The 17,619-nt window shown below is 50.3% G+C and carries 18 protein-coding genes, 2 pseudogenes and 1 other annotated feature; of the genes and pseudogenes, 10 read left to right on the forward strand and 10 right to left on the reverse strand.

Annotation, left to right across the window (positions count from 1 at the left end):
- Positions 1-282, reverse strand: a pseudogene (locus EQY_RS0111815) (cytochrome C assembly family protein); the annotation flags it as partial.
- Positions 283-448: 166 nt separating this feature from the next.
- Between EQY_RS0111815 and ffh the strand changes: the two are divergent.
- From ffh to rplS, 5 genes are all read left to right on the forward strand, one after another.
- Positions 449-1,810 (forward strand): signal recognition particle protein, encoded by a 1,362-nt coding sequence (gene ffh, locus EQY_RS0111820; RefSeq protein ID WP_000460035.1) that lies wholly within the window; start codon positions 449-451, stop codon positions 1,808-1,810.
- A 247-nt stretch (positions 1,811-2,057) separates the two neighbouring features.
- Positions 2,058-2,306, forward strand: coding sequence for a 30S ribosomal protein S16 (gene rpsP, locus EQY_RS0111825; protein WP_000256450.1), 249 nt, complete (start codon positions 2,058-2,060; stop codon positions 2,304-2,306).
- Between the two features lie 18 nt (positions 2,307-2,324).
- Positions 2,325-2,873 carry a ribosome maturation factor RimM gene (gene rimM, locus EQY_RS0111830; RefSeq protein WP_000043335.1) on the forward strand — a complete coding sequence of 183 codons (549 nt, stop codon included), beginning with the start codon at positions 2,325-2,327 and terminating at the stop codon, positions 2,871-2,873.
- A gap of 30 nt (positions 2,874-2,903) precedes the next feature.
- Entirely contained in the window at positions 2,904-3,671 is a 768-nt protein-coding gene (trmD, locus tag EQY_RS0111835; RefSeq protein ID WP_000264783.1) for a tRNA (guanosine(37)-N1)-methyltransferase TrmD, read from the forward strand.
- A gap of 41 nt (positions 3,672-3,712) precedes the next feature.
- Positions 3,713-4,060: a 50S ribosomal protein L19 gene (gene rplS, locus EQY_RS0111840; protein ID WP_000065253.1), complete on the forward strand. Its 348-nt coding sequence runs from the start codon at positions 3,713-3,715 to the stop codon at positions 4,058-4,060.
- Positions 4,061-4,136: 76 nt separating this feature from the next.
- Here the strand turns inward: rplS and EQY_RS0111845 are convergent, their stop codons facing one another.
- From EQY_RS0111845 to EQY_RS0111860, 4 genes are all read right to left on the reverse strand, one after another.
- On the reverse strand, positions 4,137-4,619 hold the full coding sequence (locus EQY_RS0111845) for an OmpA family protein (RefSeq protein ID WP_000595359.1): 483 nt from the start codon (positions 4,617-4,619) through the stop codon (positions 4,137-4,139).
- A 15-nt stretch (positions 4,620-4,634) separates the two neighbouring features.
- Positions 4,635-5,858 carry a diguanylate cyclase DgcN/YfiN gene (dgcN, locus tag EQY_RS0111850; protein WP_000368158.1) on the reverse strand — a complete coding sequence of 408 codons (1,224 nt, stop codon included), beginning with the start codon at positions 5,856-5,858 and terminating at the stop codon, positions 4,635-4,637.
- Positions 5,851-6,369, reverse strand: a complete 519-nt coding sequence (gene yfiR, locus EQY_RS0111855) for a regulatory sequestration protein YfiR (RefSeq protein WP_001212411.1) — start codon at positions 6,367-6,369, stop codon at positions 5,851-5,853. The genes dgcN and yfiR overlap by 8 nt, the downstream gene beginning before the upstream one ends.
- 150 nt (positions 6,370-6,519) lie before the next feature.
- Complete coding sequence (locus tag EQY_RS0111860; RefSeq protein WP_000976011.1) at positions 6,520-6,885, reverse strand: DUF2799 domain-containing protein; 366 nt, start codon at positions 6,883-6,885, stop codon at positions 6,520-6,522.
- A gap of 209 nt (positions 6,886-7,094) precedes the next feature.
- Between EQY_RS0111860 and aroF the strand changes: the two genes are divergently transcribed.
- Together aroF and tyrA are read left to right on the forward strand one after the other, a co-directional pair.
- Positions 7,095-8,165, forward strand: coding sequence for a 3-deoxy-7-phosphoheptulonate synthase AroF (gene aroF / locus EQY_RS0111865; protein ID WP_001168056.1), 1,071 nt, complete (start codon positions 7,095-7,097; stop codon positions 8,163-8,165).
- Between the two features lie 10 nt (positions 8,166-8,175).
- Positions 8,176-9,297, forward strand: a complete 1,122-nt coding sequence (gene tyrA / locus EQY_RS0111870; RefSeq protein WP_000225241.1) for a bifunctional chorismate mutase/prephenate dehydrogenase — start codon at positions 8,176-8,178, stop codon at positions 9,295-9,297.
- A 39-nt stretch (positions 9,298-9,336) separates the two neighbouring features.
- Here tyrA and pheA read toward each other — a convergent pair whose 3' ends face one another.
- From pheA to bamD, 5 genes and pseudogenes are all read right to left on the reverse strand, one after another.
- Positions 9,337-10,497 carry a bifunctional chorismate mutase/prephenate dehydratase gene (pheA, locus tag EQY_RS0111875; RefSeq protein ID WP_000200136.1) on the reverse strand — a complete coding sequence of 387 codons (1,161 nt, stop codon included), beginning with the start codon at positions 10,495-10,497 and terminating at the stop codon, positions 9,337-9,339.
- A gap of 22 nt (positions 10,498-10,519) precedes the next feature.
- Positions 10,520-10,645: a sequence feature (Phe leader region), on the reverse strand.
- Positions 10,597-10,644: a pheA operon leader peptide PheL gene (pheL, locus tag EQY_RS26195; RefSeq protein WP_001386991.1), complete on the reverse strand. Its 48-nt coding sequence runs from the start codon at positions 10,642-10,644 to the stop codon at positions 10,597-10,599. Its footprint overlaps the feature before it by 48 nt.
- Positions 10,646-10,747: 102 nt before the next feature.
- Complete coding sequence (raiA, locus tag EQY_RS0111880; RefSeq protein WP_000178456.1) at positions 10,748-11,089, reverse strand: ribosome-associated translation inhibitor RaiA; 342 nt, start codon at positions 11,087-11,089, stop codon at positions 10,748-10,750.
- A gap of 258 nt (positions 11,090-11,347) precedes the next feature.
- Positions 11,348-12,504, reverse strand: a pseudogene (locus EQY_RS25650) (IS4 family transposase).
- Between the two features lie 121 nt (positions 12,505-12,625).
- Entirely contained in the window at positions 12,626-13,363 is a 738-nt protein-coding gene (gene bamD, locus EQY_RS0111900; RefSeq protein WP_000197682.1) for an outer membrane protein assembly factor BamD, read from the reverse strand.
- A 134-nt stretch (positions 13,364-13,497) separates the two neighbouring features.
- Between bamD and rluD the strand changes: the two genes are divergently transcribed.
- The 3 genes from rluD to clpB all read left to right on the forward strand — a co-directional run.
- Complete coding sequence (gene rluD / locus EQY_RS0111905; RefSeq protein ID WP_000079113.1) at positions 13,498-14,478, forward strand: 23S rRNA pseudouridine(1911/1915/1917) synthase RluD; 981 nt, start codon at positions 13,498-13,500, stop codon at positions 14,476-14,478.
- Positions 14,475-15,206, forward strand: coding sequence for a purine nucleoside phosphorylase YfiH (yfiH, locus tag EQY_RS0111910; RefSeq protein ID WP_000040123.1), 732 nt, complete (start codon positions 14,475-14,477; stop codon positions 15,204-15,206). Before rluD ends, yfiH begins: the two co-directional genes overlap by 4 nt.
- A 129-nt stretch (positions 15,207-15,335) precedes the next feature.
- Positions 15,336-17,619 (forward strand): ATP-dependent chaperone ClpB (gene clpB / locus EQY_RS0111915; protein WP_001235104.1); only part of this gene is annotated, 2,284 nt, incomplete at its 3' end.

The raw sequence follows: 17,619 nt of genomic DNA on the forward strand, positions 1-17,619 counted from the left end.
CGGCAACAGCAGCCAGCCACGGTTGCGTGAGGCCACGATGGTCATTACCGTACAAATCATCAGGCTGACCAGCGAACCGACATTCAACAGGCTAAGGTTTTGTCCGCTATCGCCGCCAGGCAAAATGCGGGCTTCAAGAGCGATAGCGTGGCAGACCAGCGCGATGACCGCAGAAATAATAGCCATTCGCCGCCAGCCGCCGTTTTTTTGCAGCAGACCGGGAACAATCAGCGCGAGACTGACGGAGTAGGCGACGAGCGCGAGCAGAGCAAAAACGGGCATAGTGATGTCGACAGTTTGAGCAATGAGAAAGAAAAGCAGTATAGCGTCAGGTGAACGCTGCTCCAACCGTTGCATAACAACAAAGACGCCTTCATGTTATACTGCGGCAAAATACAGATGATGTGTCGCGATTGCGGCCAACCGTTTCCACCCCAGGCGAGAGACAATGTTTGATAATTTAACCGATCGTTTGTCGCGCACGCTGCGCAATATCAGTGGCCGTGGACGCCTTACTGAAGACAACGTTAAAGATACGCTGCGCGAAGTGCGCATGGCGCTGTTGGAGGCGGACGTCGCTCTGCCGGTAGTGCGTGAGTTTATCAATCGCGTAAAAGAGAAAGCGGTTGGTCATGAAGTTAATAAAAGCCTGACGCCGGGGCAGGAGTTCGTCAAAATCGTCCGTAACGAGTTGGTTGCGGCGATGGGCGAAGAGAACCAGACCCTGAACCTGGCTGCGCAACCGCCTGCGGTGGTGCTGATGGCGGGCCTGCAAGGTGCCGGTAAAACAACCAGCGTGGGTAAACTCGGTAAGTTCCTGCGCGAGAAGCACAAGAAGAAAGTGCTGGTGGTTTCTGCCGACGTTTATCGCCCGGCGGCAATCAAACAGCTTGAGACGCTGGCCGAACAGGTAGGCGTCGATTTCTTCCCTTCAGATGTTGGTCAGAAGCCGGTTGATATTGTTAATGCGGCGCTGAAAGAAGCCAAACTGAAATTCTACGACGTGCTGCTGGTGGATACCGCCGGTCGTCTGCACGTTGACGAAGCGATGATGGATGAGATCAAACAGGTCCATGCGTCGATTAACCCGGTTGAAACCCTGTTTGTGGTTGACGCCATGACCGGTCAGGATGCTGCCAATACGGCAAAAGCGTTCAATGAAGCGTTACCGCTTACCGGCGTAGTGTTGACTAAAGTGGACGGCGATGCGCGTGGCGGTGCGGCGCTTTCTATTCGCCATATTACCGGCAAGCCCATCAAGTTCCTCGGTGTTGGCGAGAAAACAGAGGCGCTGGAGCCGTTCCACCCGGATCGTATCGCTTCACGCATTCTCGGCATGGGCGATGTTCTGTCGCTGATCGAAGATATCGAAAGCAAAGTTGACCGCGCGCAGGCTGAGAAATTAGCCAGCAAGCTGAAAAAAGGCGATGGCTTCGATCTCAACGATTTCCTTGAGCAGTTGCGCCAGATGAAAAATATGGGCGGCATGGCCAGCCTGATGGGCAAGCTGCCGGGCATGGGGCAGATCCCGGATAACGTGAAGTCCCAGATGGATGATAAAGTGCTGGTGCGTATGGAAGCCATCATCAACTCGATGACGATGAAAGAGCGCGCTAAGCCAGAAATCATCAAAGGTTCGCGTAAACGCCGTATCGCTGCCGGTTGCGGTATGCAGGTGCAGGACGTTAACCGTCTTCTGAAGCAGTTCGACGACATGCAGCGCATGATGAAGAAAATGAAGAAGGGCGGAATGGCGAAGATGATGAGAAGCATGAAGGGTATGATGCCCCCAGGCTTCCCAGGCCGCTAATCGGCCTGGCTTATTTGCCATTTTGGCACCGGGGTATGCTCGTCATCCTCACGTACTGGGGTACGCTCCGGTGACTGCGCGCACTCCGGCACCAAACTGGCTGCGCCGCCAGCGGCCTTTTAATGCCGGGTTAGCAACTGTTGGTTGCAATTTCTGCAAAAATGAGTAAAATTTTCGGGCTTTTAATATGACACCGGACTCCGTTCCTCGATGGGGTCCGGTTGTTTTATTCACACAAGAGGATGTTATGGTAACTATTCGTTTAGCACGTCACGGCGCTAAAAAGCGTCCGTTCTATCAGGTTGTTGTCGCTGACAGCCGTAATGCACGCAACGGTCGCTTCATCGAGCGCGTTGGTTTCTTCAACCCAATCGCTAGCGAAAAAGAAGAAGGCACTCGCCTGGATCTGGATCGCATCGCTCACTGGGTTGGCCAGGGCGCAACTATTTCTGATCGCGTTGCTGCGCTGATCAAAGAAGTAAACAAAGCAGCTTAATCTGTCACGGTGGTCATGATGAGCAAACAACTCACCGCGCAAGCACCTGTTGATCCCATCGTTTTGGGAAAAATGGGTTCGTCTTACGGTATTCGTGGGTGGCTCAGAGTGTTTTCTTCCACCGAAGACGCCGAAAGCATTTTTGACTATCAGCCCTGGTTTATCCAGAAGGCGGGTCAGTGGCAGCAAGTCCAGCTGGAAAGCTGGAAGCACCACAATCAGGACATGATCATCAAGCTGAAAGGTGTTGACGATCGTGATGCGGCGAACCTGCTGACGAATTGTGAAATTGTCGTGGATTCATCGCAGCTGCCTCAGCTTGAAGAGGGTGACTACTACTGGAAAGACCTGATGGGCTGTCAGGTAGTGACCACTGAAGGCTACGATCTCGGTAAAGTCGTCGACATGATGGAAACCGGATCTAATGACGTTCTCGTCATTAAGGCAAACCTGAAAGATGCGTTTGGTATCAAGGAACGTCTCGTACCGTTCCTCGATGGGCAGGTTATCAAGAAAGTCGATCTCACTACTCGTTCAATCGAAGTAGATTGGGATCCTGGTTTTTAAACCACCGGATAAACGGTAAAAGACGGCGCTATGTGGATTGGCATAATTAGCCTGTTTCCTGAAATGTTCCGCGCAATTACCGATTACGGGGTAACTGGCCGGGCAGTGAAAAATGGCCTGCTGAGCATCCAGAGCTGGAGTCCACGTGACTTCACGCATGACCGGCACCGTACCGTGGACGATCGTCCTTACGGCGGCGGACCGGGGATGTTAATGATGGTGCAACCTTTACGGGACGCCATTCATGCAGCAAAAATCGCGGCGGGTGAAGGCGCTAAGGTGATCTATCTGTCACCACAGGGGCGCAAGCTTGATCAAGCGGGCGTCAGCGAACTGGCAACGAATCAAAAATTGATTTTGGTGTGCGGTCGCTACGAAGGTATAGATGAGCGCGTGATCCAAACCGAAATTGACGAAGAATGGTCAATCGGCGATTACGTTCTCAGCGGTGGTGAGTTACCAGCAATGACGCTGATTGACTCCGTTTCCCGGTTTATTCCGGGGGTACTGGGACATGAAGCCTCGGCAACGGAAGATTCCTTTGCTGAAGGATTGCTGGATTGCCCGCACTATACGCGGCCTGAGGTGTTAGAAGGGATGGAAGTTCCGTCAGTGTTACTGTCGGGCAACCATGCCGAGATACGTCGCTGGCGTTTGAAACAGTCGCTGGGCCGTACCTGGCTTAGAAGACCTGAACTTCTGGAAAACCTGGCTCTGACTGAAGAGCAAGCAAGGTTGCTGGCGGAGTTCAAAACGGAACACGCACAACGGCAACATAAACATGATGGGATGGCGTAAGCCCCCGAGATATCAGTTTACCCAGGATAAGAGATTAAATTATGAGCAACATTATTAAGCAACTTGAACAAGAGCAGATGAAGCAGGACGTACCTTCCTTCCGTCCGGGTGATACCGTGGAAGTGAAAGTATGGGTTGTTGAAGGTTCCAAAAAACGTCTGCAGGCATTCGAGGGCGTGGTTATCGCTATTCGTAACCGCGGTCTGCACTCTGCATTCACTGTTCGTAAAATTTCCAACGGCGAAGGCGTTGAGCGTGTCTTCCAGACTCACTCTCCGGTAGTTGACAGCATTTCTGTCAAACGTCGTGGTGCTGTTCGTAAAGCTAAACTGTACTACCTGCGTGAGCGTACTGGTAAGGCTGCTCGTATCAAAGAGCGCCTCAACTAAGATTTCGCTTAAGCGACATCCTGTTAAGAAGGGCTGGCCAATTGGCTGGCCCTTTTTTTATCTACTGAAATTGTATTTAAGGCGCACTAATTACCACCGCAACGCGGCGGTTTTCAGCCCGGCCCTGTGCTGTCTTGTTGCTGGCAATAGGATATTTTTTCCCTAAACCCTGAGTGGTGAGATTGCTGCGCGGAATTTGCCCACCCTCAGCCCAGGCATCGGCGACGACATTCGCTCGCTTCAGTGATAAGGCTTCGTTGTAGCTATCTTCACCATAGTTATCGGTATGACCATCCATACGGGCATGTGTTAGCCCGGTAGAGGTCAGTTTTGCCGCCATAGTCTGGATTTGTTGCTGACTTTCCGGAAGCAGTTTGTAGTCATTTTTAGCAAACAGAATAGTGTCGGATAAGCCAAGCGACCAGTCACCGGCAGATTCAGTAAAACCATAAGACTGCATAGCAGCGACTTGCTCTGGGGTAAATTTGCCTTGTGGAGTCTGGCAACCAGCCAGTATCAGAGTGGAGAAAACCAGAGGTGCTACCAGTTGCTTTATCATGTAGATATTTCCTTGTTATTTCACCAGCTTTTCGGCGCGCTGATGTTTGGCCTGATACATATTACGATCGGCAAGCTCTTGTAATTTTTCCGCAGAAGCGTGTTCGCGAGTCAGAGCGTATCCAATACTTAAGGTCATACTGGTCTGGTGACCGTTATGGAGATCGAATGGGCGATGAAAGGTTTGTGTGAGAGCAGTACAAATACGCTGTACTTCATATTCTGACAGTACGCCATACAGAATCATGGCGAACTCATCGCCTCCTATACGGTACGCTTGATGCCGTTTCCCGCTAAATTCCATTAACCGTGTTGCTATCTCGATCAAGACCTGATCACCCGTCGCGTGACCCCATGTGTCATTGATATATTTAAAATTATCGCCATCAAGAAAAAGTAAGGCTGAGGTTTCCCGAACGGCAGAATCACTCATTAACGTATTGATGCAGTTGCGGAATGCAGCGCGGTTAGCCAGGCCGGTTAACGGATCATGCAGGGCAGTACGTAAGAGTTGCGCATTTTTTGCCTGTAAACGAAGCTGCCACTCTTCCATTTCATCCAGCAGACTATTGAAGTCGAGAGCAAAGCGGTGAAATTCTTCGATACGCTCTTCCGAAACTCGTCGGGAAAAATTGCGGTTGGATCGCACATCATGAACTACATCAGTAATGTTTTTTAGCGCCTCCACCAGTCCGTTATGCAAATGGCGGGTGAGGGTGATTGCAATGCCTGATGCCAGCAGAATACAACCGGTAAGCACAGCGAGTGAAAACCAGATGAAATGGCTGATTGAACTGTCGCGAGCGGTTAACTGAACTTCGCCGATGATTTTTCCATTGTGGCGAATGGGCTGAATTACCGGTGCGGGAAAGAGCCAGTGGCTAATGAAATTGCTGAATCTATCTCCCGGTTCTCTGGCTGTGTAGTGCCAGGATGCAATGATATTTTGCTGATTATCACGTACTTCAGCGGTTGAAAATTGACCTTGCTGCCCTAGTGCGGCCAGGGTTTCTGTCGCTGCCGAACCATCGGCAAAAACAACCGCTGCTTCCAGACTATAAGTCATGGTTGCTGCGGTGAGCGCCAGGTTTTTTTGTGCGTATTGTTTCAGTGTCAGTACCGACGTCACGGAAAGCAGCAGCCAGATCAGCGTCATGGTGATAAAGATGCTGGTCATGCTGATGTTGCGTAATGCTCTTTTAAACGTTGGTCGCTTATTAAGAGAATTATCGTTATCCATCTTTTTTCTTCCGAGCGAGCATTAAGACATCCGGGTTGACCTTTACACCACTACGCGATAAGGCATCCAGGTTGACGGCAAATCTGACATCATTATTGTTGATAATCAGACAAAAGGCGCTGCCAATAATGCACTCTGCATTTTGTTCGGCAATTAATAATAACGCCTTAGACGGATATTGTTCGATTAATTCCATCTGGAATGTCGGTGACTCGTTGCCAAAATAAAAACCATTACAGTCTGAAATTAGTGCTTCTTGTTTGCTGTGAATGATGACGGGCAGATAAGGTAAAGAAGTCGCGCCATTATCTTGCAGGGCGGTACTAAAACGTGAAGATGAAAAAATACATAGCTTTGGCGGGCCAGATAACGCTGGCCAACGAGTGTAGCTGACAATACCGGAAACCATCAGACGCACATTTTTCGCGGCGTTAGTGGTTTCCTGAGCGAGTAATGGTGCACTCGCCAGGAGGGGCATCAGCAGTAAAAATAACCGGTGGGAAAAACGCATTCAGGGATCCTCACCACCGTCGCTCGAAATGCATCGATAATTTTTTCAGAATGCTCATTAAAATATCATTCTTTTATGCGGGCGTCATCACGATGAGAATTAAAGTTTGAATGAGTTAAATCTTATGATTAATTTATTGAGGCGCTCCAGTTAATTCAATCGCATCGTGCTGGCATTTTCATCTGCCCCTTTTTGCCATGCTTCATGTAGTTGGTTGGCATTTTCAACATTGTTGCAGCTGGCAGGGAAACTTTTACCGGAAAGCCCTCTGGCATAAGTAAAATCGATTTGGCAGGTTTTCTTTTGTCCTTCGGCATATCCTTTAAGGTATACCCCCCGATCAGCCTGTGAATCGCTAAATGTATCGCGATCTTTTATGGCAATGCCAGATATTGCATCTTCCATACCAACATCATACCAGTCGGTGCTGGTTAAGTTTGGCGCGTGAGTATAAGGATCAATCTGGCAACCACTAACCACCAAAGCCAACAAGGAACCGATAAATTTTTTCATCATTTTCTCTCCTTTTTTCAAAGCATAGCGGATTGTTTTTAATGATGGTGTAAATTTATTTATACGAATTTTGTGGCTTGTAGCTTATTAAAATTGTATCTGTAAAGTAATATTTACGTAATTTGGATTGAAATCTTTACTCGCTGTGTTATCGTTACGTCATCCTCATTGAGGATCAACTATCGCAAACGAGCATAAACAGGATCGCCATCATGCAAAAAGACGCGCTGAATAACGTACACATTACCGACGAACAGGTTCTGATGACCCCGGAACAGTTGAAGGCCGCTTTTCCATTAAGCCAGCAACAAGAAGCCCAGATTGCTGATTCGCGTAAAACTATTTCAGATATTATCGCCGGGCGCGATCCTCGTCTGTTGGTGGTGTGTGGTCCTTGTTCCATTCATGATCCTGAAACCGCTCTGGAATACGCTCGTCGATTTAAAGCCCTTGCCGCAGAGGTCAGCGATAGCCTCTATCTGGTGATGCGCGTCTATTTTGAAAAACCCCGTACGACTGTCGGCTGGAAAGGGTTAATTAACGATCCTCATATGGATGGCTCTTTTGACGTCGAAGCCGGTCTGCAAATCGCGCGTAAATTGCTGCTTGAACTGGTGAGCATGGGGCTTCCGCTGGCGACGGAAGCGTTAGATCCAAATAGCCCGCAATACCTGGGCGATTTGTTTAGCTGGTCGGCAATTGGTGCTCGTACCACGGAATCGCAAACGCACCGTGAAATGGCATCCGGGCTGTCTATGCCGGTTGGTTTTAAAAACGGCACCGACGGCAGTCTGGCAACGGCAATTAACGCCATGCGCGCTGCCGCCCAGCCACACCGTTTTGTTGGTATTAACCAGGCAGGGCAGGTTGCGTTGCTACAAACTCAGGGGAATCCGGACGGACATGTGATCCTGCGTGGCGGTAAAGCGCCGAACTACAGCCCTGCAGATGTCGCGCAATGTGAAAAAGAGATGGAACAGGCGGGACTGCGTCCGTCTCTGATGGTAGATTGCAGTCACGGTAATTCCAATAAAGATTATCGCCGTCAGCCTGCGGTGGCAGAGTCCGTGGTTGCCCAGATTAAAGACGGTAATCGCTCAATTATTGGTCTGATGATCGAAAGTAACATCCACGAAGGCAATCAGTCTTCCGAGCAACCGCGCAGCGAAATGAAATACGGTGTATCCGTAACCGATGCCTGCATCAGTTGGGAAATGACCGATGCCTTGCTGCGTGAGATTCATCAGGATCTGAACGGGCAGCTGACGGCACGCGTGGCTTAAGAGGTTTATTATGGTTGCTGAGTTGACCGCGTTACGCGATCAAATTGATGAAGTCGATAAAGAGCTGCTGAATTTATTAGCGAAGCGTCTGGAACTGGTCGCCGAAGTCGGTGAGGTGAAAAGCCGCTTTGGACTGCCTATTTATGTCCCGGAGCGTGAGGCATCTATGCTGGCCTCGCGTCGCGCTGAGGCGGAAGCCCTGGGTGTACCGCCAGATCTTATTGAGGATATCCTGCGTCGGGTGATGCGGGAGTCCTACTCCAGCGAGAATGACAAAGGCTTTAAAACGCTTTGTCCTACGTTGCGCCCGGTGGTTATCGTCGGTGGTGGCGGTCAGATGGGGCGCTTGTTCGAGAAGATGCTGACCCTCTCGGGTTATCAGGTGCGGATTCTGGAGCAACATGACTGGGAACGTGCGGCTGATATTGTTGCCGATGCCGGAATGGTGATTGTCAGTGTGCCGATTCATGTGACCGAACAGGTTATCGCCAAATTACCGCCTTTACCGCAGGATTGTATTCTGGTCGATCTGGCATCGGTGAAAAATGGACCGTTACAGGCCATGCTGGCGGCACATGATGGTCCGGTGTTGGGACTTCACCCGATGTTTGGCCCGGACAGCGGCAGTCTGGCGAAGCAGGTGGTGGTCTGGTGTGATGGACGCCAGCCGGAAGCATATCAATGGTTTCTGGAGCAAATTCAGGTTTGGGGCGCGCGGCTGCATCGGATTAGCGCCGTCGAGCACGATCAGAATATGGCGTTTATTCAGGCACTGCGCCACTTTGCCACTTTTGCTTATGGTTTGCATCTGGCAGAAGAAAATGTTCAGCTTGAGCAACTTCTGGCGCTCTCTTCGCCCATTTACCGCCTTGAGCTGGCGATGGTTGGGCGACTGTTTGCTCAGGATCCGCAGCTTTATGCCGACATCATTATGTCGTCAGAACGTAATCTGGCGTTGATCAAGCGTTACTATAAGCGTTTTGGCGAGGCAATTGAGCTGCTGGAGAAGGGGGACAAGCAGGCGTTTATCGACAGTTTCCGCAAGGTGGAAAACTGGTTTGGCGATTATGCGCAACGCTTCCAGAGTGAAAGCCGCGTGTTATTGCGTCAGGCGAACGACAGTCGCCAGTAGTCATCTTGTGCCGGGGAGGCATCACCCGGCACGATTTCATCACGCCGGGTCAACAGGCACTACATTCTCACTTGGGTAACAGCCTAATACCTTCATCGAACGGGTAATTTCACCTAACTCTTTCAATGCTTTTTGCATTTCCGCTGATTCAAGATTGGCCTGAATATCCAGATAAAACATCTCTTCCCACGGATTACCGTGAATCGGGCGTGATTCCAGACGGGTCATAATCAGATTATGGTTACGCAGTACCAGCAATGCTTCTACCAGTGCACCAGCTTGTTGTCCGGTCGCCATTAATAATGTGGTTTTTGCCGGAACCTGGTCAGACACGTTAATCGCTTTACGTGCCAGCACCACAAATCGGGTGAAGTTTTGTCGCTGATTTGCCTCAATACGTTCCAGTACCTGTAAACCGTACAAAGTGCCGCCTGCCTCGCTCCCCAGTGCAGCAACATGCGGTGATTTTGCCTGTGCAACCTTTTCCATCGCCGCAGACGTACTTTCGGTATATTCAATCTTCCAGTGCGGGTAACGATTAAGAAATTTACTGCATTGCTGGAACGGCTGTGGATGGCTGTAGACTGTGGTGATGGTTGATAAATCTGTAGTACCAGAAACCAGCAGGCAGTGATCGATGGTCAGCGTCATCTCGCCAACAATCGATAAGCTGGTATGTTGTAGTAGATCGTAAACGTCGTTTATGGCACCTGAACTGGTATTCTCAATCGGTACTACCGCATAGTCGGCCTGACCGGTTTCCACCTGATTAAAAATATCAGCAAATTTTGCGCAACCGCTTTCAATAAATTGTTCGAAATGGCGGGCAGCGTACTGACGTGCGGCAAGGTGTGAATAGGAACCTTTAGGGCCGAGAAAAGCAATACGTGCTGAATGTGGATTAATTTTATTGAGATGCTGCTGGAGCAGTGCCTGCTGAGTTAATACGGAATCTTCAATGATGAGCTGGAACAGGCGAGTAATGTAATGGGCGTCCAGATGGTGCGTTTTACCGAGCGTAATTAATCTTTCCAGTAAATCGCGTTCACGATCAATATCACGCACGGGGCGATGAGAGAGCAGTTTGGCTTTTCCCACCTCGACAGCCAGTTCACGCCGCTCTGCCAGTAACGCCAGTAATTTTTCATCCAGCGCGCTGATTTTCTCGCGCAGCGCCAGTAATGGGTTTTCCGATGTCATAGTGTTGCCTTTTTTGTTATCAATAAAAAAGGCCCCCCGGTTTGGGAGGCCTTATTGTTCGTCTTCGCATTCTGTTTCACACGACGAAACGCCTCCCATTCAGGGGAAGGTAAAAAAGAATGCGAAGAAGAACGGCGTGTGTTTCATGTTTGTTTCCTTAAGCGACTTAAGTACAGTACCTGTACTGTTTTCACGCTGTCAACAAAAAACGCGCCCGAAGGCGCGTTGGCGATACACTCAATATAAAGGACTACTCTTCTTCAACTTCTTCGACGAAGTTGGCGTCTTTCACCGATGTTGCGGCACGACGTGCTTCGCCTTTGTGCTGCAGTTTATTGAGCTGCCGTTCCAGCTTGTTGATCAATTCGTTAATTGCGGTGTACATATCTTCATGTTTACCACTGGCAACCAGAACGCCGTTAGGTGTATTGATTGTGGCGTCAGCAACGAACCCTTGTGGCTCTTTGGACAAAATGATATGTGGATTAATCAGATGTGTTTGCCATTTTTCCAGTTTGGCGAGACGGTCTGCGACATGTTGGCGGATGGCCGGAGTAATTTCCATTTGTTTGCTGGTAATGTTCATTGTCATAAATTTTACCTCTTGTCTTCCCGTCTTGGTGAATTCAGCATACCGTTCCTGATGTCAAAATGTGTGATGGAAATCTCATAATTTTGTCACTTTTTGTCAATGAGGCTTTTTTGTGAGAAATTGCAGGAAGAGGTGTTTTTTTACTTGAGGAATATCTCAAAGCGAGCCATATTTGATGAGATCGGTAGTGACTAAATCGCTTCAGTAACACAACTAACAGAATAAAAAACGGCAGCTTCGTGCTGTAATGCCAGTCAGTTAAGCAACTGACTGGCTCTTTTTCGGGGCTGTGGGGTATTTCCAGGGCCTCTCCTTTACCACTCTCGGGAAGGCCCTTTCCCTTCTTGTCGGTAATTTCACAAGTTGTCCCATACTTGCAAGATCGCGCATCAGCTCCGGTATACGTCCCGGTGAAGCGCCCTGCAATGTCATCAGCATTCTCATCACCATTCCGCATGATTCTGAGAAACTCAGTTGATTCGGCCAGTAACCTTTCAGATGTTCCGCCATTTCTCCTCCGGGGAAGCGCATGGCGTCCGTCATCGACGTCAGCAGATGGCTGACTTTTCCTTTGCGCGTCACGGTCAGCAGGCGGGCTGTCACCTCATTTCCCAGTCCCGGCCACTTTTTTCGTGCCTGCGGGCTGGTTTTCAGCTTCACCAGATGATCGCCTTTACCCAGTTTTCTGATCTCTTCATATTGCGCTCCCTTTCTGAGAGGGATCATTCAGTGGCGGTGTTCTCCCGCCAGGCTCCAGGCATTTAACAGTCCCAGTGAGTAATAACCTTTATCCATTAACGTCAGAGTGTTATCGCCGGTTTGTTCTATAAGTTGCTCAGCAAGCTCATTTTCGCTGCTCTTCATCGTGCCGAAGGCTGCAGCCGTCAGCAGATGGCTGGTCAGTTCCATCTGGCAGACCATTTTGACCTGCGGGTAGAGCGCCGGGTTCCCGGCATGTGTCTGGCGGGGGAAGGCTGCATCGTTCTCTGGTGTATCCGGTGTGCGCCAGAACACACCATCGATGGCCAGCAGGGTCAGACCGCACCAGTGCGGATGCGGCGTGGCGTTATGCCAGAGCTGCCTGTTTTCGTGAACACGCGGCGGACAGCCTCACTTCCCAGGCGCTGGCGGGCCTGAATAACGGCACTGGGGGCAACGAAGGGGCGATTGCCCGGCAGCATGATGTCCAGGCGATTCACAATCTGGTGAAGAGGTTTTTTACGCTCAAGCGCCATGCCAACAATACACCAGACCATCATTTCGAGGGGAAGACGGCGCTTGCGTAGCGTTACAGTACCTGATTCGGCAAGGCAACGAGAGATAAGTTCGGGGTCGAGGTAATCCCCCAGAGAAGTCAGTGGGTTACGCAGAGAATCATAACGGGATACCAGATCAAGAGCCTGTCCAATGTGCATAAAAAAATCCGGAAACGAGTGAGCGTTTCCGGATTCTTACACAGCCACTGGATCGGTCAACTGCTCCTTAACTGATCGGCATTACAGCTCAAGGGCTGCCGTTTTGTGTTTCAGATTTCTGTTATGTATTGCTGCTGTTTGCGGCGATGATTTTCGCTACTTTTTCAGCTTGCGCATTCATCTGCATCTGACGGTATGCATTTTCCATCAGCGGCAGCGCATCACGCGTAGCCTTGGTATCCGGGTAATCGCGCAACATGCCTTCTACACGGTTAACGACGGCAACCCATGCACCACGTTCTGTATAGTACTCAGCAACGGAGTATTCATATTTCGCCAGACGATCTTTCAGGAATACCAGACGTTTGGTGGCATCGGTGGTGTACTGACTGTTCGGATAGCCGCGAACCAATTTGGAAAAGTCACTAAACGCAGCTCGTGCATGTTGAGGATCGCGATCGCTACGGTCAACGCCAAAGAACCCTTGCAGCGCACTGTCATCCAGCGCCATATTGGTCAGGCCACGCATGTACATGACATAATCGATATTCGGATGGGTCGGGTTGAGGCGAATAAAACGATCGATGGCAGCCTGTGCTAACGGCAAATCGGCGTTTTTATAGTAGGCGTAGATGAGATCCAGCTGCACCTGCTGCGAATACGGACCAAACGGATAGCGATTATCTAACGCTTCCAGTTGCGTTATTGCCTGTCTCCAGTTACCGTCCTGCAGCTTTTGTTGTGCAGTCGCGTAAATTTCATTTGGCGGATTATCAGGTACTTCTTCCTTTGACCCCGAGCAACCCGCCAAAAACAGGCTTAGTGTGGCGGCTGCCACCAGATATTTCATGCGCGTCATGACGTTTTGACTTTCCTCAAAATGTAATACGGGAGATTCTCTGTTCCTGCTCCCGGTTAAGACCAGCTACAATAGCACACTATATTAAACGGCAAAGCCGTAAAACCCCAACGATAAACGAAGAAGCAGTATATATGGCACAACGAGTACAGCTCACTGCAACGGTGTCCGAAAACCAACTCGGTCAACGCTTAGATCAGGCTTTGGCCGAAATGTTCCCGGATTATTCACGTTCGCGGATAAAAGAATGGATCCTCGACCAGCGCGTGCTGGTTAACGGCAAAGTTTGTGATAAGCCGAAAGAAAAAGTATTGGGTGGCGAGCAAGTTGCCATCAACGCTGAGATTGAAGAAGAAGCGCGTTTTGAACCGCAGGATATCCCGCTGGATATCGTCTATGAAGATGAAGATATCATCGTCATTAATAAACCGCGCGACCTGGTAGTACATCCTGGCGCGGGTAACCCGGATGGCACGGTATTGAATGCGTTGCTTCATTACTATCCGCCCATTGCTGATGTTCCACGTGCGGGCATTGTCCATCGTCTGGATAAAGACACCACTGGTCTGATGGTTGTCGCAAAAACCGTTCCGGCTCAGACGCGTTTAGTCGAATCTTTGCAACGGCGTGAAATTACTCGTGAGTACGAAGCGGTGGCAATTGGTCATATGACCGCTGGCGGTACGGTGGATGAGCCAATTAGTCGTCACCCGACCAAACGTACCCATATGGCGGTGCATCCAATGGGCAAACCGGCGGTCACTCACTATCGCATTATGGAACATTTCCGTGTGCACACGCGTCTGCGGTTGCGTCTGGAAACTGGACGTACGCATCAGATCCGCGTGCATATGGCGCATATCACCCATCCGCTGGTGGGCGATCCGGTTTATGGTGGTCGTCCGCGTCCGCCAAAAGGGGCTTCGGAAGCATTTATCTCCACGCTGCGTAAGTTTGACCGCCAGGCGCTACATGCAACCATGCTGCGTCTTTATCACCCAATCTCCGGTATCGAAATGGAATGGCAGGCGCCTATTCCACAAGATATGGTGGAGCTGATTGAGGTGATGCGCGCCGATTTCGAAGAGCATAAGGATGAAGTGGACTGGTTATGAGTAAACTGATTGTCCCGCAGTGGCCGCTGCCAAAAGGTGTTGCGGCCTGTAGCTCTACTCGTATCGGCGGCGTGAGCTTGCCGCCGTATGACTCGCTCAACCTCGGTGCCCATTGTGGCGATAACCCGGATCACGTTGAGGAGAATCGCAAGCGACTTTTTGCTGCGGGCAATTTGCCTTCAAAACCGGTCTGGCTTGAGCAGGTACACGGCAAAGATGTGCTTAAGCTTACTGGCGAACCCTATGCTTCAAAACGAGCGGATGCCTCTTATAGCCACACGCCCGGTACGGTTTGTGCGGTGATGACTGCCGACTGCCTGCCCGTGCTGTTTTGTAATCGTGCGGGAACGGAAGTCGCCGCCGCTCATGCTGGCTGGCGTGGACTGTGCGCTGGCGTGCTGGAAGAGACGGTTTCCTGTTTTGCTGATAATCCCGAAAACATTCTCGCCTGGTTAGGGCCGGCAATTGGTCCACGCGCGTTTGAAGTGGGGGCGGAGGTTCGTGAAGCGTTTATGGCTGTAGACGCCAAAGCGAGTGCAGCTTTCATTCAGCATGGTGATAAGTTTCTGGCGGATATTTATCAGCTTGCCCGGCAGCGTCTGGCGAGCGTTGGTGTTGAGCAGATTTTCGGCGGCGACCGTTGTACATATACGGAAAATGAGACTTTCTTCTCTTATCGTCGCGACAAGACTACGGGTCGTATGGCAAGTTTCATTTGGCTGATATAACCTAAAGAATCAAGACGATCCGGTACGCGTGATTTTCTTTTCACATTAATCTGGTCAATAACCTTGAATAATTGAGGGATGACCTCATTTAATCTCCAGTAGCAACTTTGATCCGTTATGGGAGGAGTTATGCGTCTGGATCGTCTTACTAATAAATTCCAGCTTGCTCTTGCCGATGCCCAATCACTTGCACTCGGGCACGACAACCAATTCATCGAACCACTTCATTTAATGAGCGCCCTGCTGAATCAGGAAGGGGGTTCGGTTAGTCCTTTATTAACATCCGCTGGCATTAATGCTGGCCAGTTGCGCACAGATATCAATCAGGCATTAAATCGTTTACCGCAGGTTGAAGGTACTGGTGGTGATGTCCAGCCATCACAGGATCTGGTGCGCGTTCTTAATCTTTGCGACAAGCTGGCGCAAAAACGTGGTGATAACTTTATCTCGTCAGAACTGTTCGTTCTGGCGGCACTTGAGTCTCGCGGCACGCTGGCCGACATCCTGAAAGCAGCAGGGGCGACCACCGCCAACATTACTCAAGCGATTGAACAAATGCGTGGAGGTGAAAGCGTGAACGATCAAGGAGCTGAAGACCAACGTCAGGCTTTGAAAAAATACACCATTGACCTCACCGAACGAGCCGAGCAGGGCAAACTCGATCCGGTGATTGGTCGTGATGAAGAAATTCGCCGTACCATTCAGGTACTGCAACGTCGTACTAAAAATAACCCAGTGCTGATTGGTGAACCTGGCGTTGGTAAGACTGCCATCGTTGAAGGTCTGGCGCAGCGTATTATCAATGGTGAAGTTCCGGAAGGGCTGAAAGGCCGCCGCGTACTGGCGCTGGATATGGGCGCGCTGGTGGCAGGGGCGAAATATCGCGGTGAGTTTGAAGAACGCTTAAAAGGCGTGCTTAACGATCTCGCTAAACAGGAAGGCAATGTCATCCTGTTTATCGACGAATTACATACTATGGTTGGCGCGGGTAAAGCGGACGGCGCAATGGATGCCGGGAACATGCTGAAACCGGCGCTGGCTCGTGGTGAGCTGCACTGTGTAGGTGCCACAACGCTGGACGAATATCGTCAGTACATCGAAAAAGATGCTGCTCTGGAACGTCGTTTCCAGAAGGTGTTTGTTGCCGAACCAACGGTGGAAGACACCATTGCTATTCTGCGTGGCCTGAAAGAACGTTACGAACTGCACCACCATGTGCAAATTACTGACCCGGCAATTGTTGCAGCGGCGACGTTGTCTCATCGCTACATTGCTGACCGTCAACTGCCGGATAAAGCTATCGACCTGATCGATGAAGCAGCATCCAGCATTCGTATGCAGATTGACTCAAAACCAGAAGAACTCGACCGACTCGATCGTCGTATCATCCAGCTCAAACTGGAACAACAGGCGTTAATGAAAGAGTCTGATGAAGCCAGTAAAAAACGCCTGGATATGCTCAACGAAGAACTGAGCGACAAAGAACGTCAGTACTCCGAGTTAGAAGAAGAGTGGAAAGCAGAGAAAGCATCGCTCTCTGGTACGCAGACCATTAAAGCGGAACTGGAGCAGGCAAAAATCGCCATTGAACAGGCTCGCCGTGTAGGTGACCTGGCGCGGATGTCTGAACTGCAATACGGCAAAATTCCGGAACTCGAAAAACAACTGGAAGCCGCAACGCAGCTGGAAGGCAAAACTATGCGTCTGTTGCGTAATAAAGTGACCGACGCCGAAATTGCTGAAGTGCTGGCGCGTTGGACGGGGATTCCTGTTTCTCGCATGATGGAAAGCGAGCGCGAAAAACTGCTGCGTATGGAACAAGAACTGCACCATCGCGTTATTGGTCAGAACGAAGCGGTTGATGCGGTATCGAACGCTATTCGTCGTAGCCGTGCGGGGCTGGCGGATCCAAATCGCCCGATTGGTTCATTCCTGTTTCTCGGCCCAACTGGTGTGGGTAAAACTGAACTTTGTAAGGCGCTGGCGAACTTTATGTTCGATAGCGACGAGGCGATGGTTCGTATCGATATGTCCGAGTTTATGGAGAAACACTCGGTGTCTCGTCTGGTTGGTGCGCCTCCGGGATATGTCGGTTATGAGGAAGGTGGCTACCTGACCGAAGCGGTGCGTCGTCGTCCGTATTCCGTCATCCTGCTGGATGAAGTGGAAAAAGCGCATCCGGATGTTTTCAACATTCTGTTACAGGTACTGGATGATGGGCGTCTGACTGACGGGCAGGGGAGAACGGTCGACTTCCGCAATACGGTGGTCATTATGACCTCTAACCTCGGTTCCGATTTGATTCAGGAACGCTTTGGTGAACTGGATTATGCACACATGAAAGAGCTGGTGCTCGGTGTGGTGAGCCATAACTTCCGTCCGGAATTCATTAACCGTATCGATGAAGTGGTGG

The organism is Escherichia sp. TW14182 (assembly GCF_000208525.1).
Classification (GTDB): Bacteria; Pseudomonadota; Gammaproteobacteria; order Enterobacterales; family Enterobacteriaceae; genus Escherichia; species Escherichia ruysiae.